At 43.8% G+C, this 21,988-nt stretch carries 21 protein-coding genes and 1 pseudogene; 20 read left to right on the forward strand and 2 right to left on the reverse strand.

Annotated elements, in window-relative coordinates:
* Window positions 1–67: 67 nt before the first annotated feature.
* The 11 genes and pseudogenes from IE039_RS05815 to IE039_RS05860 form a co-directional block, all read left to right on the forward strand.
* Window positions 68–319: pseudogene (locus tag IE039_RS05815) on the forward strand (PTS sugar transporter subunit IIB); the annotation flags it as partial.
* Window positions 320–356: 37 nt separating this feature from the next.
* Window positions 357–1,166 (forward strand): PTS mannose/fructose/sorbose transporter subunit IIC, encoded by an 810-nt coding sequence (locus IE039_RS05820; RefSeq protein ID WP_010004438.1) that lies wholly within the window; start codon window positions 357–359, stop codon window positions 1,164–1,166.
* Window positions 1,167–1,180: 14 nt separating this feature from the next.
* Window positions 1,181–2,092: a PTS system mannose/fructose/sorbose family transporter subunit IID gene (locus tag IE039_RS05825; protein WP_010004437.1), complete on the forward strand. Its 912-nt coding sequence runs from the start codon at window positions 1,181–1,183 to the stop codon at window positions 2,090–2,092.
* A gap of 135 nt (window positions 2,093–2,227) precedes the next feature.
* On the forward strand, window positions 2,228–2,605 hold the full coding sequence (locus IE039_RS05830; RefSeq protein ID WP_068851685.1) for a DUF956 family protein: 378 nt from the start codon (window positions 2,228–2,230) through the stop codon (window positions 2,603–2,605).
* Window positions 2,605–3,438: a YitT family protein gene (locus tag IE039_RS05835; protein ID WP_019040626.1), complete on the forward strand. Its 834-nt coding sequence runs from the start codon at window positions 2,605–2,607 to the stop codon at window positions 3,436–3,438. Before IE039_RS05830 ends, IE039_RS05835 begins: the two co-directional genes overlap by 1 nt.
* A gap of 147 nt (window positions 3,439–3,585) precedes the next feature.
* A complete protein-coding gene (gene groES, locus IE039_RS05840) occupies window positions 3,586–3,870 on the forward strand; it encodes a co-chaperone GroES (RefSeq protein WP_010000805.1) in 285 nt (94 codons plus the stop codon).
* A gap of 85 nt (window positions 3,871–3,955) precedes the next feature.
* Window positions 3,956–5,575, forward strand: a complete 1,620-nt coding sequence (groL, locus tag IE039_RS05845) for a chaperonin GroEL (protein WP_010004261.1) — start codon at window positions 3,956–3,958, stop codon at window positions 5,573–5,575.
* A 193-nt stretch (window positions 5,576–5,768) separates the two neighbouring features.
* Window positions 5,769–6,254, forward strand: a complete 486-nt coding sequence (locus IE039_RS05850; RefSeq protein ID WP_010004262.1) for a PTS sugar transporter subunit IIA — start codon at window positions 5,769–5,771, stop codon at window positions 6,252–6,254.
* A gap of 2 nt (window positions 6,255–6,256) precedes the next feature.
* The gene (locus IE039_RS05855) at window positions 6,257–7,504 is read left to right on the forward strand and encodes a PTS transporter subunit EIIC (protein WP_229782840.1); all 1,248 of its coding nucleotides are present in this window, start codon (window positions 6,257–6,259) and stop codon (window positions 7,502–7,504) included.
* A complete protein-coding gene (locus IE039_RS08380; RefSeq protein ID WP_019041713.1) occupies window positions 7,497–7,769 on the forward strand; it encodes a hypothetical protein in 273 nt (90 codons plus the stop codon). Before IE039_RS05855 ends, IE039_RS08380 begins: the two co-directional genes overlap by 8 nt.
* 13 nt (window positions 7,770–7,782) lie before the next feature.
* The gene (locus IE039_RS05860) at window positions 7,783–9,432 is read left to right on the forward strand and encodes an alpha,alpha-phosphotrehalase (RefSeq protein WP_189428889.1); all 1,650 of its coding nucleotides are present in this window, start codon (window positions 7,783–7,785) and stop codon (window positions 9,430–9,432) included.
* A 26-nt stretch (window positions 9,433–9,458) separates the two neighbouring features.
* Here IE039_RS05860 and treR read toward each other — a convergent pair whose 3' ends face one another.
* Window positions 9,459–10,181: a trehalose operon repressor gene (gene treR, locus IE039_RS05865; protein WP_029509545.1), complete on the reverse strand. Its 723-nt coding sequence runs from the start codon at window positions 10,179–10,181 to the stop codon at window positions 9,459–9,461.
* Between the two features lie 150 nt (window positions 10,182–10,331).
* On the opposite strand from treR, the gene IE039_RS05870 reads away from it, so the two are divergent.
* Entirely contained in the window at window positions 10,332–11,219 is an 888-nt protein-coding gene (locus tag IE039_RS05870; protein WP_010004740.1) for a prenyltransferase, read from the forward strand.
* A gap of 28 nt (window positions 11,220–11,247) precedes the next feature.
* Here IE039_RS05870 and cbpA read toward each other — a convergent pair whose 3' ends face one another.
* Window positions 11,248–11,895: a cyclic di-AMP binding protein CbpA gene (gene cbpA, locus IE039_RS05875; RefSeq protein ID WP_055307429.1), complete on the reverse strand. Its 648-nt coding sequence runs from the start codon at window positions 11,893–11,895 to the stop codon at window positions 11,248–11,250.
* A gap of 119 nt (window positions 11,896–12,014) precedes the next feature.
* On the opposite strand from cbpA, the gene pth reads away from it, so the two are divergent.
* The 8 genes from pth (at window position 12,015) to hslO (ending at window position 21,919) form a co-directional block, all read left to right on the forward strand.
* Window positions 12,015–12,584, forward strand: coding sequence for an aminoacyl-tRNA hydrolase (gene pth, locus IE039_RS05880; protein ID WP_048700869.1), 570 nt, complete (start codon window positions 12,015–12,017; stop codon window positions 12,582–12,584).
* Between the two features lie 49 nt (window positions 12,585–12,633).
* Window positions 12,634–16,155: a transcription-repair coupling factor gene (mfd, locus tag IE039_RS05885; RefSeq protein WP_189428890.1), complete on the forward strand. Its 3,522-nt coding sequence runs from the start codon at window positions 12,634–12,636 to the stop codon at window positions 16,153–16,155.
* A 27-nt stretch (window positions 16,156–16,182) separates the two neighbouring features.
* Window positions 16,183–16,473, forward strand: coding sequence for an RNA-binding S4 domain-containing protein (locus IE039_RS05890; RefSeq protein WP_019041443.1), 291 nt, complete (start codon window positions 16,183–16,185; stop codon window positions 16,471–16,473).
* Window positions 16,474–16,554: 81 nt separating this feature from the next.
* On the forward strand, window positions 16,555–16,950 hold the full coding sequence (locus tag IE039_RS05895; protein WP_029509550.1) for an FtsB family cell division protein: 396 nt from the start codon (window positions 16,555–16,557) through the stop codon (window positions 16,948–16,950).
* Between the two features lie 28 nt (window positions 16,951–16,978).
* Complete coding sequence (tilS, locus tag IE039_RS05900) at window positions 16,979–18,286, forward strand: tRNA lysidine(34) synthetase TilS (RefSeq protein ID WP_189428891.1); 1,308 nt, start codon at window positions 16,979–16,981, stop codon at window positions 18,284–18,286.
* The gene (gene hpt, locus IE039_RS05905) at window positions 18,286–18,825 is read left to right on the forward strand and encodes a hypoxanthine phosphoribosyltransferase (protein ID WP_010003862.1); all 540 of its coding nucleotides are present in this window, start codon (window positions 18,286–18,288) and stop codon (window positions 18,823–18,825) included. Before tilS ends, hpt begins: the two co-directional genes overlap by 1 nt.
* A gap of 23 nt (window positions 18,826–18,848) precedes the next feature.
* A complete protein-coding gene (gene ftsH / locus IE039_RS05910; RefSeq protein ID WP_010003863.1) occupies window positions 18,849–20,921 on the forward strand; it encodes an ATP-dependent zinc metalloprotease FtsH in 2,073 nt (690 codons plus the stop codon).
* A 101-nt stretch (window positions 20,922–21,022) separates the two neighbouring features.
* Window positions 21,023–21,919, forward strand: coding sequence for an Hsp33 family molecular chaperone HslO (gene hslO, locus IE039_RS05915; RefSeq protein ID WP_010003864.1), 897 nt, complete (start codon window positions 21,023–21,025; stop codon window positions 21,917–21,919).
* Window positions 21,920–21,988: the final 69 nt, after the last annotated feature.

The following is a 21,988-nucleotide window of genomic DNA, read 5'->3' on the forward strand; positions in this document are numbered from 1 at the left end:
GTAACACCATTAAAGACCTTGATGGGTTTTTCTGTCCACTTAAATGTTCAACTTAAATTTTACAATCTGCCTGTTTGAAACTGTGCAAGACGTGCTTCGTGCCGTTGAAGGCGGTGTGCCAATTAAGACACTTAATGTCGGTTCAATGGCGCATTCTGAAGGTAAAACGATGGTCAACAAGGTCTTATCAATGGACAAGGCAGACGTTGAAGCATTTGAAAAGTTGCGCGACTTGGGTGTTGAATTCGACGTCCGCAAGGTGCCAAGTGATAGCAAGGCCAACTTGTTTGATTTGATTAAAAAAGCTAACGTTCAATAAGACTTTTGAAACGTTGATTAGGAAAGGTGTTTAACATATGTCTATTATCTCAATGGTTTTAGTCGTAATCATTGCCTTCTTCGCAGGTATGGAAGGTGTTTTGGATGAATTCCAAATTCACCAACCATTGGTTTCGGCAACATTAATTGGTTTGGTCACTGGCCATTTGACTGCAGGTATTATCCTTGGTGGTTCACTGCAAATGATCGCCCTTGGTTGGGCTAACATCGGTGCCGCTGTGGCACCGGACGTGGCCTTGGCTTCTGTCGCTTCAGCAATTATCATGATTAAGGGTAACAACTTCACGCCAACAGGTATCTCTGTGGCCGTTGCTTCAGCTATTCCTTTGGCTGTTGCTGGTTTGTTCTTGACAATGATCGTGCGTACCATTTCTGTTGGTTTGACGCACGGTGCCGATGCGGCTGCTAAAGATGGTAACTATCGGGCAATTGAACGTTACCACTTGATTGGTATCTTGTTGCAAGGTTTGCGTATTGCGATCCCATCTGCTTTGTTGATTGCAATCCCCGCATCAGCCGTTCAAAACGCTTTGGCTGCAATGCCAGAATGGTTGACTGGTGGTATGGCTATCGGTGGTGGTATGGTTGTCGCCGTTGGTTATGCATTGGTTATCAACATGATGGCAACACGCGAAGTATGGCCATTCTTCGCAATTGGTTTTGCCTTGGCCGCTGTGAGCCAATTGACATTGATCGCCCTTGGTGCAATCGGTTTGGCATTGGCCTTCATCTACCTTAACCTATCAAAGATGGGTGGTAACGGTGGCGGTGGTTCAAATGGTAACGGCTCGGGTGACCCAGTCGGTGACATTTTGGATCAATACTAGGAAGGAGCAACATGATGGCTGAAAAAATTGAATTATCACGTAACGATCGTCTATCTGTTGCATGGCGATCACAGTTCTTACAAGGTTCATGGAACTACGAACGTATGCAAAACGTGGGCTGGGCTTATGCCTTGATCCCAGCAATTAAGAAGTTATATACCACAAAAGAAGACCGAGTAGCCGCTTTGAAGCGTCACTTAGAATTCTTTAACACGCATCCTTATGTTGCGTCACCAATCATTGGTGTGACATTGGCGTTGGAAGAAGAACGTGCCAATGGTGCAGCAATTGATGACACAGCCATTCAAGGTGTGAAGATTGGTATGATGGGACCTTTGGCTGGTATCGGTGATCCGGTCTTCTGGTTCACGTTGCGTCCAATCTTGGGTGCTTTGGGTGCCTCATTGGCCCTTTCTGGTAACATTCTTGGTCCAATCTTGTTCTTCGTTTTGTGGAACCTGATTCGTATGTCATTTATCTGGTATACCCAAGAATTCGGTTACAAGGCCGGTTCTGCAATTACACAAGATTTGTCAGGTGGTCTCTTGAAGGACATCACTAAGGGTGCGTCAATCCTGGGAATGTTTATCTTGGCCGTTCTGGTTGAGCGTTGGGTTTCAATCAAGTTTGTCGTTAACCTACCAGCTAAGAAGTTGGCTGAAGGGGCTTACATTGATTTCCCAAGTGGCGCTGTGACTGGTGGTAAGTTGCAACAAATCTTGAGTGATCAAGCTGCTGGTTTGTCATTGACAAAGATGGAACCAAACACATTGCAAGCAAACTTGGATAGTTTGGTTCCTGGTTTGATGGGATTGGCATTGACATTCTTCGCTATGTGGTTGTTGAAGAAGAACGTATCACCAATTGCAATGATTGTTGGTATCTTCGTCTTCGGAATCATTATGCATGCCTTGCACATCATGTAAGCATGAATTAAATTATTACGATAAAGGGCGCCCGTCATTTTCGACGAGCGCCTTTGTACATAAAAGAAAAGTTATTGAGTATGCCTATCATTTAATGATACGATTAAAGTATGATAGGTGAGGAGGGTAATCATCATGGTACAATCACTGAATACTAAAGTAGCGTTAACAGCTAAAGGGATTTCGTATTTAGGTATTGGTGCGCAATACGGTAAATTTCTAGTGGGTGATCGCGCATTTGAATTTTTTAATGATAATAACGTCGCTGATTATATTCAAATTCCTTGGGCAAATGTAACGGCGGTGTATGCAAGTGTTGCCCGTCATCGGGTCAGTCGACGTTTCCGAATTGACACAGATCGTGGTAGTTTTTCCTTTTCATCACCGGAGTCTGGTAAAGTGTTAAAGGCAATTCGTGATCAGATTGGTCATGAAAAGGTCTTGAAACAACCAACTTTAATCTCACGTTTGAAAGCACTATTTAAAAAGCAGGATAAAAAGAAAGGCGTTTAATGAAAATATTACGGCAGTACCAGATTTTACGTTATTTAACGATTGTTGTCGCTTTGGAATTCGTTGCCATTAGCATTAACTTTTTTTACGCACCAGCCAAAGTTGCGGCTGGTGGGGCGACAGGGTTTGCTATTTTGCTGAATGAATTAGTTGGGATTGATCGTGCAGTGACCGTCTTAGTGGTTAATATTTTGATGATTATCTTGGCGGCAATTTTCTTAGATCGTGGCACAACGGTGCGTATTACTTTTGGCAGTCTGTTATTGCCGATATTATTGAAAATAACACCTAGCTATCAAGTTTTGACCGATAGAACGTTTGCTGTCTTGGTTGGTGGGGCAATCTTTGCGTTTGGTGTGGCGATGCTTTATCGTGTGGAAGCCTCTAGTGGTGGTACGGCTGTGCCACCGATGATTTTGAAGAAATATTTTCGCATTGCACCAGCGCTATCGCTGTTAGTTATCGATCTCTTTGTATCATTAGGTAACCTGTTGACGGATGGTCTGGAAGCCTTTATTTTGGCGGTGTTTTCGCTCATCATTACGGCCATTGTGATGAACTATATCGAGACAGGGCTTGACCGACGTAAAATGGTGTACATCACGAGTAATGATCACATTGAAGCCGTTAAAGCCTATTTGAAAGAAAATGATACGAGTTACACACTGATGAGTGTTCGTGGTGGGTACACGGATAGCGATCGGGACATGTTGATGGTGATTCTAGAAAATCAAGATTACAATCATTTAGTGCGTGGTGTGCATCAAGTTGACCCCACGGCTTTCATGATTGCTTACGACATTAGTGAAGCGCACGGTGGCACATTTATTTAGTGATAGCTGAGTCGACTTTGAACGACAAAATTAGTCTACAAAAGTAGGCTTTTTTTATTGACAAATGTCCGGACAGTGCTATAATAATAGTTGTAATTAGCACTCATATAAAAATAGTGCTAAAACTAAAAACTGGAGGTGTGTCTCATGTTGAAGCCATTGGGTGATCGCGTGATTATTGAAGTAACTGAAGCTGCGGAAGAAACTGTTGGTGGCATTCTCTTAGCAACAAATGCTAAGGAAAAGCCGGTCACAGGTAAGGTCGTTGCCGTAGGTTCAGGATACGTCCTAAACGATGGGACAGTCCGCGAATTAACTGTGAAGACAGGTGATGAAGTACTTTTTGATAAGTACGCGGGGCAAGAAGTATCATTTGAAGGAAATGACTACCTTGCACTACATGAAAAGGATATCGTTGCCATTGTGGCGTAATTTTTTGTGCCGAGGTAATGTGGCGCAAACAACTATATATTTAAACTATATATTTAAAATGAATTATTAGAGAGGGAATGTAATCATGGCAAAAGAAATTAAGTTTTCAGAAGATGCTCGTGCTAAGATGAAGGTCGGTGTCGACAAGTTAGCTGACACTGTTAAGACAACAATTGGACCAAAGGGTCGTAACGTTGTGTTGGAACAATCATACGGCACACCAACTATTACAAATGATGGTGTGACGATCGCTAAGGCAATCGAATTAGAAGATCACTTTGAAAACATGGGGGCTAAGTTAGTTGCCGAAGTGGCTTCAAAGACAAATGACATTGCCGGAGACGGTACAACAACAGCCACAGTTTTGACACAAGCTATCGTGAGTGAAGGACTTAAGAACGTTACTGCTGGTGCGAACCCTGTAGGTATCCGTACTGGTATCGAACGTGCGACAGCCGCAGCCGTTGCAAAGTTGCACGACATGTCACACCCTGTTAATACGAAGGCTGAAATCGCTCAAATCGCCTCAATCTCAGCTGCTAACGAAGAAGTTGGTGCTTTGATTGCGGAAGCGATGGAAAAGGTTGGTAACGACGGTGTTATCACAATTGAAGAATCAAAGGGTATCGAAACAACTTTGGATGTTGTTGAAGGAATGCAATTTGATCGTGGTTACATGTCACAATACATGGTCACAGACAGTGAAAAGATGGAAGCTAACTTGGACAACCCTTACATCTTGATCACAGACAAGAAGATTGCCAACATTCAAGAAATTTTGCCAGTATTGCAACAAGTGGTTGAACAAGGTCGTGCGATGTTGATCATTGCTGACGACATTACTGGGGAAGCTTTGCCAACACTTGTTTTGAACAAGATGCGTGGTACATTTAATGTTGTTGCCGTTAAGGCACCTGGCTTTGGTGACCGTCGTAAGGCACAACTTGAAGATATCGCTATTTTGACTGGTGGTACAGTAATTGCTGAAGACCTTGGTTTGAACTTGAAGGATGTGACAATTGATCAACTTGGTCAAGCAAGCAAGGTTAACGTCACAAAGGACAACACAACAATCGTTGAAGGTGCCGGTGATAAGGCTGCTGTAGCTGCTCGCGTTGAAACAATCAAGCAACAAATTGCTGAAACAACATCTGACTTTGATCGTGAAAAGTTGCAAGAACGTTTGGCAAAGTTGTCTGGTGGCGTTGCTGTGATTAACGTTGGTGCGGCAACTGAAACTGAATTGAAGGAACGTAAGTACCGTATCGAAGACGCCTTGAACGCAACACGCGCTGCCGTTCAAGAAGGCTTCGTTGCCGGTGGTGGTACAGCTCTTGTGAATGCTATTTCAGCTGTTGCTGAATTGTCAGAAGAAGGTGACATTCAAACTGGTGTGAACACTGTGATGAAGGCATTGGAAGCACCTGTTCGTCAAATCGCTGAAAACGCTGGTCTTGAAGGTTCAGTTATTGTTAACAAGTTGAAGGAACAACCAGAAGGCTTTGGTTTCAATGCTGCAACTGGTGAATGGGTTGACATGATTGCCGCTGGTATCGTGGACCCAACAAAGGTTACACGTTCAGCATTGCAAAATGCCGCTTCAGTCTCAGCTTTGTTGTTGACAACCGAAGCAGTGGTTGCTGAATTACCAAAGGATGATGCTATGCCTGCAATGCCACAAGGTGGTATGCCGGGTATGATGTAATCTGCTAGATAAGATTAAAAAACACGACTTAAGGTCGTGTTTTTTTGTGTGTTAATAACTTTATTCATATCTGATCATGTAATTATTGAATATAAAGCAACAATAAATTGTAAGCGTTTACATATTTGTTTTTATGTGTTATTCTTTACTTATCAACTAGTACGTACAAGTTGTCCATGCAAAGGAGAATGTCATGTTTGGATTTGAAAAGAAACCTCGCGAAGATATTAATATCTATGCGCCGGTTACCGGGGAAGTCATACCATTAGAAAAAGTGCCGGATCCAGTTTTTGCCCAAAAGATGATGGGGGATGGCTATGCCGTAGTACCCACTGCTTCAGAAATTGTTGCGCCGATAGCTGGGAAAATTACTTTAATACAGGGTCATGCGGTCGGCTTACAACGGTTTGATGGTTTAGAAGTTTTGTTACATATCGGTATTGATACAGTGTCCGTAAATGGCAAATCGTTTACGACAAAGGCTAAGGTAGGGCAGGTTGTTGCTGCGGGTGATGTGTTGGTTGCGGTCGATTGGGCACAAATTGACGCGGTACAGCTATCTAAAATGACTATGGTGTTGATAACCAACACAACGGATAAGCTCGAAAACATCGTTGTACAATATGGACAGGCCATTGGGGGTCAGCAACTCGGGCAAGCAATCGCAAGGAGAAATTAATCATGGCAAAAAAGAATTACGATGAGGCAGCACAAGCCATTATCAGAAATGTTGGTGACCGGGATAATGTGGATAAGGTCATTCATTGTATTACTCGACTACGATTTTATTTAAAAGATGAGAAGTTGGCCGATACATCAGCCATCACACAGATACCAGAGGTTGCTGGTGCGATTTATAATGGTGCGTTAGGTCAATATCAGGTTGTAATTGGTCCCGTAGTGGCTGACGTTTATGATGAAGTGGTGGCGCAGCTTGGTGATGGCTTCGTTGACTCAGCTGCAACAGAAGCTGCTGTTGCAGCTACACAACCGACAACATCAAAACCTAAAAATGGACTTGATATTATAAAGAGTGCCTTTCAAACTTTAATTGGAACTATCACCGGGTCAATGATTCCAGTGATTGGTCTATTGGCGGCTGGCGGGATGTTGAATGGCTTTTTAACGCTATTGTCAGATCCAAACCTACTTGGTCTGATTAGTACTAAGTCAGATACCTTTACAATTATTCAATCGATGGCTATGGCACCATTCTACTTTTTGCCAATATTAGTTGGTTTTACCGCCGCTCAACGACTAAAATCTGATCCGCTCGTTGTGGCGGCCATAGGTGCTTTGCTGGTTAAACCAGAAATTGTTGGTCTATCAGCTGCTAAGGCATCTGGTGTCTGGTTAGGTATGCCGATTAATGCGCATTTTTTCGGATTACCAATTACGGTACCTAACTATGCTTATTCAATTTTCCCTATTATTTTTGCGGCCTGGTTGGCGCGCCCTATTGGTAAATGGTTGAAAAATCATTTACCAGCTGCAATTCGATCAATTTTCCAACCGTTAATTACAATATTTATCGTTGGGTCTGTTTTGTTAGTCATTATGGGACCAGCAATAACGATGATCTCATCAGGCATTTCAATTGCGATTCATGCTTTGTTGAATTTCAATTATGCGTTATCAGGTTTGATTATTGGTGGCTTGTACCAAGTACTCGTCATCTTTGGTTTGCATTGGATGGTCGTGCCACTAATTGCCAATGAAATTGCGCAAACAGGTCAATCACAATTGAATGCATTAGTTAACTTTACGATGATTGCACAAGGTGCAGGTGCCTTAGCTGTTTTTGCCAAGACAAAAATCGCCAACTTGAAAGGTTTAGCTGGTGCGGGGGCTTTGTCAGCTTTTGCTGGTATCACAGAGCCGGCGATGTATGGTATTAATTTGAAGTATGGTCGTGTTCTGGATGGCTAACATAGGTGGTGCTGTGGGTGGTTTGATTGCTGGCCTATTTAATCTCCACATGTATGGCTTCACTGGTTCATTAATTGGTTTTCCATCGTTTGCTTCGACAAAAGATAATCCTGACAATTTGTTGATTTTCTTCTTAGCTTCAGCAGAAACTATTGTGGTGTCATTTGTAATGGTGTATCTATGGGGATTTAAAGATCGTGATGTTGAACAATCGGCTAAACAAGTCGAAAAAAGGAACGTCTTTAAAGATAATGATGCCAAGTAAAGGATGAAAAACGATGACAGAATTAGGCAAACATGTGGTTTATCAAGTCTATCCTAAATCATTTCAAGATAGTAATGATGATGGGATTGGTGATTTACCAGGATTGATTCAAAGATTACCTTATTTGGCAAATTTGGGTGTCACGATGATCTGGTTAAATCCAATTTTCCCCTCACCACAAAATGATAACGGGTATGATATCAGCGATTATACAGCGATTGATCCGCTATTTGGGACCATGGCAGATTTTGAACAGTTGGTTCTCGAAGCGGAAAGCTATCAGATGGGTATCATGTTGGATATGGTTTTTAATCATACATCAACCGCACACCCGTGGTTTCAAAAAGCGTTAGCGGGGGATGTGAAGTATCAAGATTACTATTACTTGAGGCCGTACCGTGAGAATGGTTTGAAACCGACAAATTGGGTCTCTAAATTTGGTGGCTCTGCTTGGTCACGTTTTGGTGAGACCGATCGCGCATATTTACATTTGTATGATCAATCTCAAGCAGATTTGAATTGGCATAACCCAGCAGTTCGGCAAGAACTCTACGCAATTTTAAATTTTTGGTTGGCTAAAGGTGTTCGAGGGTTCCGCTTTGATGTAATCAATGTTATCGGCAAAGCAGCAGACTTAGTCGACGATGATACAGATAATGGCGGAAAGTATCTCTACACGGATACGCCAATTGTGCAAACTTATATTCAAGAGATGCATGCTGCGACGTTTGGACATTACTCGGACGTCATCACAGTCGGTGAATTAAGTTCGACCACTATTGATCAAACGGCGACCTACACTAATCCACAAAATAAAGCGTTGAGCATGGGTTTTAATTTCCATCATTTGAAAGTAGACTATGCGCAAGGTGAGAAGTGGACCAAATTGCCGTACGATTTTGAAGCGTTACGTCAATTGTGGCATGGATGGAGTCAAGGTATCATGACAGCAAACGGTTGGCCAGCATGGTTTTGGAATAATCATGATCAGCCACGTGCAGTTAATCGTTTTATCAAAAAGCCCAAATACTACCGAACTGGCGCCAAAATGTTAGCGATGATGGTGCATTTAAATCGTGGCACACCTTACATTTATATGGGCGAAGAGATTGGCATGTTGGACCCGAATTATCAGCGGATGACAGATTATGTTGATGTGGAAAGCCAAAATGCCTATCGCATGTTACTTACGAAAGGTTTAACACCGTCTGAGGCTTTTGCTGTTGTGCAATCTAAGGCACGTGATAATTCACGGGTGCCGATGCAGTGGGATAACAGTCCTTATGCTGGTTTTTCAACCCAGCAACCGTGGCTAAAAAATGGTGATTTTGATGACATTAATGTCGCGAAAGACCAAGAATCAGCAGATAGCCTGTATCAGTTTTATCATCAATTAATTCAGTTAAGGCAAAAACACCCGGTGATTGCTGATGGTGACTATACGCCAAGATATGACGATGTCACTGAAGTGATTGCTTTTGAACGCCGACTTGGGGATGTCAAATTATTGGTCGTGACCCATTTTGGTGAGAGCCCGGTGACGCTTAGCTTGCCTGATGAGGTGGTGCAAGAGGGCGAATACCTGATTGGCAACTATCCTAAACAACCCCTTACAAACGAGTTGGTTTTGCGGCCTTACGAGAGCTTTGCGATTCAATATTAAAAAGGTGATCCTACGGGATCACCTTTTTAAGTTGTTTGTCTTCTAGCAAATTCATTGAACTGGAATTGATCTGGCCTGTGGCGCGCAATGGTGTGTTGAAAATAGGTTGTATCTGACAAGTGTACTTGACTTTCAACTTGAATCAGCCGATTTTCATCTGTTGGGAGACCAATTAATAAGTCACGGTCACGCGCTGTAACCAGTTCAGCGGTGATAGTCTTTTCGGCAAATGCCACGGATAAGTGTAGCTCATTTTCAATGTAAGCGTAGATAGATTGTTTTGCAATAGCGGGTGTGAGGTCTGGAATCAAGTCGGCACGAATATAGTCCTCATCGATTACACTGTGGATGTTGTCGATAATGCGCACGCGAACAATGTGGTATAACGGTGTGCCGATTGGGAATAGCGTCACTTCTTGATCGTCTGCCGTCACCGTGATTGTTTCAAAGACAGGTAATTCAGTCACCACTTGAAAATGTTGTAGCAACTTCAGCTCGTGGAAGCTCGTCAGGCCGCTAATTGGGAAATGTCGTAATTGATGTGCAATCACTTGTGAGCCTTTACCACGGCGCTTTTGAATGAGCCCTTCCTTGTCTAATTTTGCCAGTGCTTTTCTGATAGTATCTCGGGAAGTGTGAAATTGGGCAACCAAATCGTTTTCACTTGGCAAAAAAGCGTTAGCTGGATAAACGTTTTGTTGAATGTCAGATTTAATTTGGTGATAGATTTTAAGATATAGTGGAGTCATAGTAGACCTTTATACATGATAGTGGTGTGTATTTGTGTTACTTTTATTATACACTGTCAACGCTGTACTAAAAGCCATGCTCAGTCGTATCCTCGAATAGGATAGATTGCATTTTTCTGGTAGAATAGGTTACTAGAGGTTAATACGACAATGACACCAAAACAGTTTTTAGATTTAGTTGAAATTCGGGTGGTAATCCCCAGTGTTGCGCCATTGCTGGTGGGGTTAGCTTATAGTCAATGGCAATATGCACGGTTAAATTGGTTGAATGCAACGTTGCTCATCATCGCAACGATTAGCGTGCATTTAGCAGTTAATACATTTAATCGTTATGAAGATGCGAAACGGCAAAAGAACAACGCCTTTTTGCGTGAAGAAGCGGCTGGCGAAGAAATTTCTAACCATCAAGTGCGAAATGTTGCGCTCGTGTTAGGTGTGATTGCAGCATTGGCTGGCGTCGCTGTAGCATTGCGTACCGGTTATGTGACTTGGATTATTGGGATTGTTAGTTTTTTGATTGGTTATCTTTATTCAGCAGGGCCAAAGCCAATTACGAACACGCCATTTGGTGAACTTGTCTCTGGTTTGACGATGGGTTACTTTATCTTTGTCGCACAAGTGTACGTCAACACGCACATGACGCCTATGCCGAGCGTCTTACTCCAATGGTTTGTGGTCAGCTTCCCGTTGACAGTGTTTATTGCAGAAATTATGTTGGCCAATAATATTGCGGATCATGATGAAGATGAGGAAAATAATCGTCACACCTTGGTACACTATATTGGCGTATCAGCGGCCAAGCAACTCTATCTGATTTTGGCAATTATTGCGTTTGCGGAAATGATCTTGGTGACGTTGGTCGGTTGGTTGCCAATTACAAGTTATGCGATGATTGTATTGTTGCCAATCGTCATCCGCCATGTTCGCGATTTTATTGCGCGTCCGATTAAACGGGAAACCTTTATTTTAGCCATTAAAAATCTAGTCATTGTCATGTTAGGGATGACGGTTGCCATTGTGGCAGGAATATTGTTATAAAAAAAGACGACCGCATTGCGGTCGTCTTTTAGTTAAAGCGTTGTAAATCTTCAATACTTGTGACAGTAAAGCCTTTCTTTTCAAGGCGTGTCACCAGTTTTTGTAATTGTTCGCTGTCAATTGCGAGGGGCAACGTGAACATGAGTGATGTAGGCGTTGCTTGTTGTGGTTGAATGCTTAAAACGGATTCGATGTTGGAATAGCGGGCGATAATGCTCGCTATTTTTTTCAAATCACCTTGCGTGTTATGTGAGGTAACCGAAATGGCAACGCCACCGGTACGAACGGACCAACTCTGTGACAAAAGGTCCATCAGGGCATCATGGGTGAAGATACCGGCGAAATGGTGCTGTTCGTCGAGTACGGCGATAAAAGGCAAATCACGGATCGCAAAAAAGACCTCGTAAAATTGACTTGTGGTATAAATAAACTTGGTTGAATTGCGCATGATAGCCGTTACGGGCAAATTCATGTCGCCGTTTTTGGCAATGTGTTCGTAAACATGTTGTTTATAAACATTACCGCGAAAGAGTTTGCCGGATTCATCCAAAATTGGCATTGTGCGCGTATGCGCCTCCGCAGCTGAATTAAACAAATCATTCACTTGCGCAATTGTCGTATTTTCTGTAACTGTTGTCAATTCAGACTTTGGGGTGATGAGAGATTCGTGGAGCATATGCGTGTCCTAAAATTAAATTTTTTATCATGAAATAGCCATATATCATGATAACACAGAATTCTGTTATACTGGTAGATAAGATTGAGAATTTTAGTAAGGATAGATAAAAAGCTGACATGAAATATATTATTGGACTCGGAAACATTGGCTCAAAATATGAACAAACACGCCATAACATTGGTTTTATGGCTATTGATGCCTTTGCCGCGGCGCACCAAGTCGCCTTTTCGCCAAGTAAACACTTTGCCTTAACGGCTAAAGTAACCGTGGCGGGTGAACCAGTCATGTTGGTCAAACCAACAACCTATATGAACGATTCAGGTAAAGCGGTACGCGCTGTTTTAGATTATTTTGGTGGGGCAATTGATGATGATGTCCTTGTGCTGGTTGACGATATGGATTTGCCATTTGGTAAATTACGTTTTCGTGGGAAAGGGTCAGCTGGTGGTCATAATGGTTTGAAGTCCATTATGGCACATACTGATTCCCAGACATTTCTACGTTTAAAGTTTGGACTCGGTCATCCAGAACGTGACAAGCAAGCAGTGATTAACTATGTGTTAGGAAAGTTTACACCAACTGAGATGCCAGCGGTTGAACAAATGCTAGATCGCAGTGTCGCTGCCATGACTGACTGGATTAAAGGGGCTGACGTGGCACAGTTGAGTAACCAGTATAACGGCTAACAGGTGTCACCGATTAGTGATGTGTGAGCAAGGGGAGAGTATTGATTATATGTTAACGGATTTTCTAGCACAATCAGAAACAATTCAAAATATTACGACTCACGCCACTGAGGATTCGACGCAACTCCTGTTAGGGGTACATGGCAGCGCGCGTGCTGCCAGTATTGCGGCGCTTTATCAAGCCCAGCCACGCCAAATGTTAGTGGTGACTGATACACAGGTTCATGCTGATCAACTTTTGGCCGATTTATCCCAGCTGACAACGGCGGCCATGGGTTTTCCGGCGGAAGAATCGTTAGCCACGGAAATAGCCATTAGTTCACCTGAATTGCGTATGCAACGGGTGGCCACACTGTTGGCCTTGCGACGCCAAGAAAAAGTGATTGTCGTGACAAATTTGGCGGGCGTTGAACGCCTGTTGCCAAAGCCAGAAACGTTGGATCAGGCCAGCTTGAACTTGGCTGTCGGAGAGACGTATGCGCTGGACAATATCAAAGCGACTTTGATGATGATGGGGTATACGCCAACGAAGTTGGTGCAAACCCCTGGTGAATTTGCGCAACGCGGCTCCATTATTGATATTTATCCGTTCACTGGTGAGGAACCCGTGCGATTGGACTTTTTTGATGATGAATTAGATCAAATTAAAAGTTTTGATGTGAGTACGCAAAAGCGGACAGGCAATTTTGAGACGGCTACCATTGAACCGGTGACGGATTTTATTGTGTCAGAAACGGATTATACGGCCGCTGCTGCTAGTATTGAGGCTGATTTTAATGACTACCGTCGTGAGCTTGTTGGCGTGGAAAAAAAGCATGCTACGACTGGCTTTGCGTTAACGCAGCAGTTGTTAGAAACACGTGTGCGTGAAAATCGCTTGTTGCCGTATGCGACCCACTTTTTCGGTGGTGAAACGACGCTACTGGCTTATTTTCAACCAGATCACTTGTTGATATTAGATGAGTATACACGGATTAAAGAAACTGGCCTTACCCAACATAACCAAGCACAAGACTGGGTTGAACAGCAAATTTCAAGCTACCAATTACTACCACGGCAGACTTTTCGTGCTGATTTGACGACGCTATTGCATCAAGACAAGCGGGCAACCTTGTATTTGGCGAATTTTAAGCGTGGCCTAAGTCAAATGAAATGGACAAATCTCGTTGAAGTGACCACGCGACCGGCAAATCAATATTATGGTCAAATGCCAGCGCTAATGACGGATCTTGATCAGGCTCAAGGGGCGGGGACCACCACTATTTTGTTGCTTGATGATGCCAAACAACGGCAAAATTTCCAGAGCTCGTTGACTGATTTAGAACAGCCTGTGCTGGAGACTCGCACGGTTCAGCCTCATCATGTCCAAATGATGGCCGGGGACTTGTCAGCCGGTTTTGAATGGCCTCAGCTGCACCTTACGGTGTTAACGGCTCACGAACTGTTTGCTAAGTCACGCCGGACAACACCACGTCCACGACAAATGGCGAATGCTGAACGGTTGAAGTCATATAATGAGTTAAATGTGGGTGATTATGTTGTCCACGTTAACCATGGTATTGGCCGTTATGAAGGCTTACAGACCATGACGGTTGATGGTGGCAAGCAAGATTACCTCACGATTGCTTATCAAAAAAATGCCAAAATTTTTATTCCCGTTACCCAATTAAATTTGATTCAAAAATATATTGGGGCTTCTGATGCCGCTAAGGCACCCAAGTTAAATAAGTTGGGTGGTACCGAGTGGGCGAAGACCAAGCGCCAAGTCGCAGTTAAAATAGAAGACATTGCGGATGATCTGCTTGAGTTATATGCCCAACGGGAAGCGGAGGCTGGATATGCTTTTCCACCAGATGATACGGCGCAACTGAAGTTTGATACGGCATTTGGTTATCCAGAAACACCTGACCAGATGCGATCGATTGAAGAAATCAAAGCGGACATGCAAAAACCACGGCCAATGGATCGGCTGTTGGTTGGTGATGTTGGTTTTGGTAAAACGGAAGTGGCCTTACGGGCGATCTTCAAAGCGGCGCATGCGGGCAAGCAAGTTGCCTTTCTGGCACCAACAACAATCTTAGTCCAACAACACTATGAGACAATGTTGGCGCGTTTTAGTGCATTTCCTGAATTGAAAATTGGGGTGTTAAGCCGCTTTCAAACGCCGGCACAAAATAAAGCGGTGATTGCTAAACTAAAGGCACATGAAATTGACATCGTGGTGGGCACGCATCGTTTGTTAAGCCAAGATGTGACGTTTGCTGATTTAGGCCTCTTAGTTATTGATGAAGAACAACGCTTTGGGGTGAAGCATAAGGAGCGGTTGAAGCAGTTGCGTCACAGTGTTGACGTCCTGACATTGACTGCAACGCCAATTCCAAGAACGTTAAATATGGCGATGGTTGGTGCGCGTGATTTATCAGTGATTGAAACGCCACCAGCTAATCGTTTCCCGATCCAAACGTATGTATTGGAAGCGGACTGGACCATTGTGCGTAATGCCATAGAAAAAGAGCTGGCGCGTGATGGCCAGGTGTTTTATTTGCACAATCGGGTGGCTGACTTGGACCGTGTGGTCAGTCAAATTGAAGAATTAGTGCCATCCGCACGCGTGGCGGCGATTCACGGGCAAATGTCTGAAACGCAATTGGAAAGCATCCTATTTGATTTTTTGAATGGTAATTATGATGTTTTGGTGACCACTACCATTATTGAAACCGGTGTGGATATTCCGAATGCCAACACACTCATTGTTGAAAATGCGGATCACATGGGCTTATCGCAACTCTATCAGTTACGTGGTCGTGTCGGTCGTTCAACCCGCTTGGCCTATGCCTACTTCACTTATCCTTTTTCACGGACACCCAGTGAAGAAGCAGAAAAGCGCTTAGCAGCGATTCGTGATTTTACGGAATTAGGTTCCGGTTTCCGGATTGCCATGCGTGATTTGAGTATTCGTGGCGCTGGTGATTTATTAGGGAAACAACAACACGGCTTTATTGATTCAGTGGGGTATGACATGTATACCCAACTGCTTAAAGAAGCTGTAGCCAAGAAACAAGGGCACCATGATGCCACACCTGCACAACAAGAAACCGATGCGGAATTGATTTTGGGTGTCTTGGCCTATTTGCCAGAAGATTACGTGGCGGATAATGCGCAAAAAATTGAATTATATACCCGTATTCGACAAGCGCGTACAGATGACGACTTTGCAGATATTGAAGCGGATATGCTGGATCGTTTTGGCGATATGCCAGATGAGGTCGCGCGTTTGCTTTTGGTAGGGCAGATCAAACAGCTAGCTGATCAAGCCCAAGTGACCAATATTCGTCGACAACGCCAACAACTGGTAATGACCTTTAGCCCAGAAGCGACAGCCCGCTTGGCTGGGGAAGCGGTATTTGCGACCCTGGTTGACGTACCGTTAAAGGTCGCAGTCCGGTCGGAGTCAGGGCAATTACAAGTCATTATGACTGTTAATGACGTCGCCGAAAGTAGCATTTGGCTCCATATCCTGAAGGATTATTTACGTGTCGTCATTGCGAAACAACAAGAAAGTCAGGGATAACGACTGTTATCCAGAAAAGAGAACATTATGCGATTAGATAAATATTTAAAAGTGTCACGACTTATTAAGCGTCGGACGGTAGCAAAAGAAATTTCAGACCAAGGCCGTATTTCAATTAATGGTAAAGTGGCCAAGTCATCATCTGATGTGTCAACTAATGACGAATTGGAAATCCGTTTTGGCAATAAAACGTTGACGGTTAAGGTCTTAAAAATTGTTGAAACAACCAAAAAAGACGAAGCCGCTGATATGTATGAAATTGTGAGTGAAACATTCGCCCAAGATTTTCGTACGGATAGCGACGACGCAAACGCTTAAAAGCACGCTTAATTTTTAAGTAAGTTTAAAGAATATTGAAAAAATCCTAAGAACGTGACAAAATATCATTAGGTGAAATTCATGTCGACTTACAACAGAAGACAATTGAATAAGCAGCGTGTTCATCCAGAAATACAACAAATTATTCGGAATTCTGAACCAGCTAACATGCAGGCGAAGCGTCATTATCAAAAGGCGCACGCTAACCGTGAAAAAAGAATCCTGTTCTTTGGCGCCATTTTTGCGACAATTTTTGCGGTACAATTATTGATTAGTCAAGTTAAGCTACACGCTGCCAACGCAACGTTGACGACTACGCAATCACGGTTAATTGCGGTTAAAAAAGCGAACAGCGAATTAAAAGCTGATCAGAAACGTTTAAACGATCCAACTTATCTACAACAGATTTTGCGAGATAAGTATGGCTATACGAAATCAGGTGAGATTGTTTATAATCTACCGTCAGACCATAACTAACAAGCACCTTAAGGGTGCTTTTTCTATCATGATTGAAAAAATCCAACAACAATTACAAGCGCAAACTTGGGAACCGACCGTTATTGTCGCCGTGTCTGGTGGCGTCGATTCTGTCGTTTTGCTGCACGCTTTGCGCCAGCACTTACCCACAGCCCAACTCGTTGTCGCGCATGTCAATTATCATTTGCGTGCTGAAAGTGACGGGGATGCGGCTTTTGTGGCAAAATTGGCACAACAATATCAGGCGCAATTTGAGCTATGTGAATGGGATGATATTCCAACAACGGGTGTTGAAGCGCAGGCGCGCGCACTGCGTTATCGATTTTTTGAGGCATTGGCTGCCAAATACCAAACGCAGACCATTGCTGTCGCACATCATGCCAACGATCAAGCCGAAACGGTCTTGTTAAAGTTAGTGCGTGGTGGTCAAGTGACGCAACTGGCGGGGATGGCCACTAGTCGGGCTAAAATCCGCCGGCCTTTTCTGGGGATAACAAAGCAAACGTTAATGAGTTATGCACAGGCGCATGGGTTAACGTGGCGTCATGATCAGACCAATGATGATCCCGATTATACCGCGCGCAATCGGTTACGCCACGTGGTCATGCCGGCCTTGCAACAGATTAATCCACAGGCTGTGACACATATTAATGCGATGGCGGCACAAATTCAGGCGCAATCTGATTTGATTACCCAAACGGCTGCCGATTATGTGCCGTTACTCACCTCGAATTGGCCGGCTGTTCCGTCACGTTGGCTCGTACCGACACTCACCGTTTTTTTGCAACAACAGGGCATTTACCGGATTAAACAAGCGCAGCTGGCGCAAGTCGTCAAATTGTTGCATAACGACAAAAAACCAACGGGCACTGTGCGTTTGTCGCAGCAAACGCAAATTGTGAAATCTTATCAACAATTACAGTTAGAAAACATAATAGAAACGGCAAATCCGGTGCAAGTTTTGCCGCCAACTATGTTAAAATTAAATCAATGGCAAAAATTCACTGATGGCGCCCTTCGATGGACGAATAAGTCCCCAAATGAAACCGCATTCAGTGTTGCATTTACCTTAAAGCAACCCACGACACATTTGGACTTGCGCCCAGTGAGAACTAGTGATAAACTTGCTCTCATACATGGGCACAAAAGGTTGCGACGACTAGCGATTGACGAGAAATTATCACCTGCTGAACGGCAAGACATGCTAGTCTTGGCGACCCCTGAAAATGAGGTTATTGCGGTGAAGATTCGCCAACGTTGGCGCGTTAGCGAAGATTTTGCCATCAAACAAGATGCAATGCCAAATTGGCTAGCATGGCGAATTGAGGAAAAATAGTGGATAACGATATACAAGAAATTTTGTTTGACCAAGCAAGCATTCATGATGCTGCAGTACGTCTAGGCAAGCAAATTACACAAGATTATGCTGGCGAAAAGCCAGTGGTACTATCAGTTTTAAAGGGGGCATACCTTTGGACAGCTGATTTGTTACGCGAAGTTGACTTATACGTTGATTTAGAATTTATTAACGTCTCAAGTTACCATGGCGGTGTTGCCAGCACAGATGAAATCACATTAGTGACGGATATTCGTTCTGATGTGGCCAACCGTGACGTCATTATTTTAGAAGACATCGTGGATACTGGCCAATCATTGCTCTTTATGAAAGAGTTGCTGGCTGACCGTGGTGCGCGTTCAATCAAAGTTGCGACCTTGCTTGATAAAAAGGGTGGCCGCAAAGTTGAAATTGATGCGGATTATATTGGGTTTGACGTCCGTAACGAATTCGTTGTTGGGTATGGATTGGATTACAAAGAAATGTACCGCAATTTGCCGTACGTTGGTATCTTGAAAAAAGAAGTCTATTCTGACTAACTTCTAGAAATTGGGGAAAATTAATGAAAAATAATCCAAAAGATGGTTTCTTAAAAAGTTCGATTTTCTACATTTTTATTTTCCTTGCAGTTGTTGGGATGATTTATGGCTTGTTCGGAAACGATAAGTCAACATCTAAGACATTAACGTCAAGTGAATTTATAAAGGCGCTGAACGATAAGGAACTTAAATCAATTACAGTGCAGCAAGGTAATGGTATTTACAACATTACTGGGGAATACCGTAAGCCGCAAGAAGTGACCGCTGACAAGGGCTTGAATATTTTGCAGCAGTCACAAAAGGCAACAAAGTTTACGTCAACTTTGTTGCCAAATGATGCGTCATTACAAACCGTTTCTCGTGCTGCAGCTGACACTAAGACAGAATTAGTTGCGAAACAACAAGAATCATCTGGCTTCTGGTTGAACTTACTCGTGTCATTCTTGCCAGTCTTGCTGATCATTGGTGTCTTCTACATGATGATGAGCCAAGCTGGTGGTAAGGGTGGCCAAGGTGGCATGATGAGCTTTGGTAAGTCAAAAGCCAAGCCATCTGACCCTAAGGATAACAAAGTACGCTTCTCTGACGTGGCGGGTGCCGAAGAAGAAAAGCAAGAATTGGTTGAAGTGGTTGAATTCTTGAAGTCACCTAAGAAGTTTGTGAGCTTAGGTGCTCGCATTCCAAAGGGTGTTTTGCTTGAAGGCCCTCCGGGAACAGGTAAGACATTGCTTGCCAAGGCGGTTGCTGGTGAAGCCAGTGTACCGTTCTTCTCAATGTCTGGTTCTGACTTCGTCGAAATGTTCGTCGGTGTTGGGGCTTCTCGTGTCCGTGATTTGTTTGAAAACGCCAAGAAGGCTGCACCAGCAATCATTTTCATTGATGAAATTGATGCGGTTGGTCGTCGTGGTACCGGTATGGGTGGCGGAAACGATGAACGTGAACAAACATTGAACCAAATTTTGATTGAAATGGACGGCTTTGAAGGGTCAGAAGGTGTCATCATTTTGGCTTCAACGAACCGTTCAGACGTGTTGGATCCAGCTTTGCTCCGTTCAGGCCGTTTTGACCGTAAGATTTTGGTTGGTGCCCCTGACGTTAAGGGACGTGAAGCGATCTTGAATGTTCATGCGCGCAACAAGCCTTTGGCTAAGAACGTTGATTTGAAAGCGATTGCGCAACAGACACCAGGTTACGTTGGTGCCGATTTGGAAAACTTGTTAAACGAAGCTGCCTTGTTGGCCGCCCGTCGTAACAAGAAAGAAATTGATGCAGCGGATATTGATGAAGCTGAAGATCGTATTTTCCAAGGGCCAGCAAAGACAAACCGTGGCATGTCTGAACAAGAGCGTCGGACAACGGCTTACCACGAAGCCGGACACGCCTTGGTTGGGTTGGTACGTTCTGAAGCATCAGTTGTGCGTAAGGTAACCATTGTCCCACGTGGTCGTATTGGTGGTTATGCATTGATGACGCCAAAGAACGACCGCTACAACTTGCGTTACTCAGAAGCCAAGGAACAATTGGCTGGTTTGATGGGTGGCCGTGCTGCGGAAATGTTTATGTTTAATGAAGCCAGCTCAGGCGCATCAAACGATTTCCAACAAGCGACTAACTTGTCACGCCAAATGGTCACAGCCCTTGGGATGTCAACGAAGGTCGGCATGGTGCAACTAGAAGGTAATGCCAGTGTTGGTTATACTGAACAAGCTGGTAACCATGCTTATTCTGAAGAAACAGCACGTTTGATTGACGAAGAAGTTCGTCGTTTGGCGCAAGAAGCTTATGATGATGCAACCTCAGTGATTGCTGAACATAAGGATAAGCTGGTGGCGATTGCCGAAGCTTTGCTTGAAGTCGAAACGTTGGACGAACGTCAAATCAAGGACATCTATGAAACAGGGCACTTTACCCGTAAAGATGTGCAAGATGATGACGAAGTTGCGACAGCAAAGTCATTTGAAGAAGCAAAGGCAGCTGCCAATGCGAAGGATTCAGAGGCTGAAGCACGCTATGAACATCATGAAGAACCAAAACCTGATGATGAATCAGAAGCGGAAACTTTAGATGATGCGCCAATAGATGACAAGCGCGATTAAAATAAGTAAAATAGAGGTTGACGGTTACGTCAACTTTTTTATTTGAAATCAGTTTTTAACTAGGGTGTGACGACGTTCACAGTAAATATAGAGGGTATAACATGTCAGATCAATTCATTAAAACAGTGACCAAGAATAAGTTTTTCCGTGCTTATGCTTTAAACGGCACAAATATGGTGCGTGAAGCGGCCGAAATCCATGATACAAGTCGCTTAGCATCCGTTGTATTAGGCCGTAGCCTGTTGGCCACAACGTTGACGGCACAATCAATGTTGAAGGGTGAAGAACGATTAGCCATTCAAATTAATGGTCGCGGGCCAATCGGTAATGTGGTGGTCGAAGCTGACGCAAAGGGGAGTGTGCGGGGATATGTGACGAATCCACAACTTGAACCTATCTTTGATGATGCGGGACAACTCGATGTGGCCAAAGCAGTTGGCACAAATGGCTTCTTGCAAATCACTAAGTTTGCGCCTTACGCCAATCCTTACATTGGCCAAAGTCAGCTGGTTTCCGGTGAAATTGGGGATGACTTCACGTACTATTTGGCACAATCAGAACAAATTCCTTCCGTTGTCGGCGTTTCGGTTTATATGAACCAAGACGACACGGTCGGGGCTGCTGGTGGCTTCCTTGTACAAGCTTTGCCTGATGCAACTGATGAGGCGATTAATGAATTAGAAGCGGCGCTCAAGGTCATGAAGCCGTTGACTGAAATGTTGGTTGAAGGCTACACGCCGCTTGAAATGTTAGAAGAAATTTTTGGCAAAGGCGAAGTTGACGTTTTGCAAGTCGCTGGGGTTGGTCTGGCAGCAGAACCAACGAAGGCAGCCTATCGTGAGATGTTGACAACGTTGCCAGCTGAAGAAGTCCAAGCCATGATTGATGAAGATGGCGGCGCGGAAATTGTGGGGAAGTTCTCAGGTAAGCGTTACTTCTTCACAGCTGATGAATTGCGTGAGATTGTCGCTGAAATCAACCAGAATAATCGTGACTAACCTTTGAGGTTGTCTCTAATTTTTGGTATAGTTAATGTTAGTGAAAACTTGGACAACTGGTAAGTATCG

Source organism: Leuconostoc lactis KCTC 3528 = DSM 20202, from assembly GCF_014651235.1.
Classification (GTDB): Bacteria; Bacillota; Bacilli; order Lactobacillales; family Lactobacillaceae; genus Leuconostoc; species Leuconostoc lactis.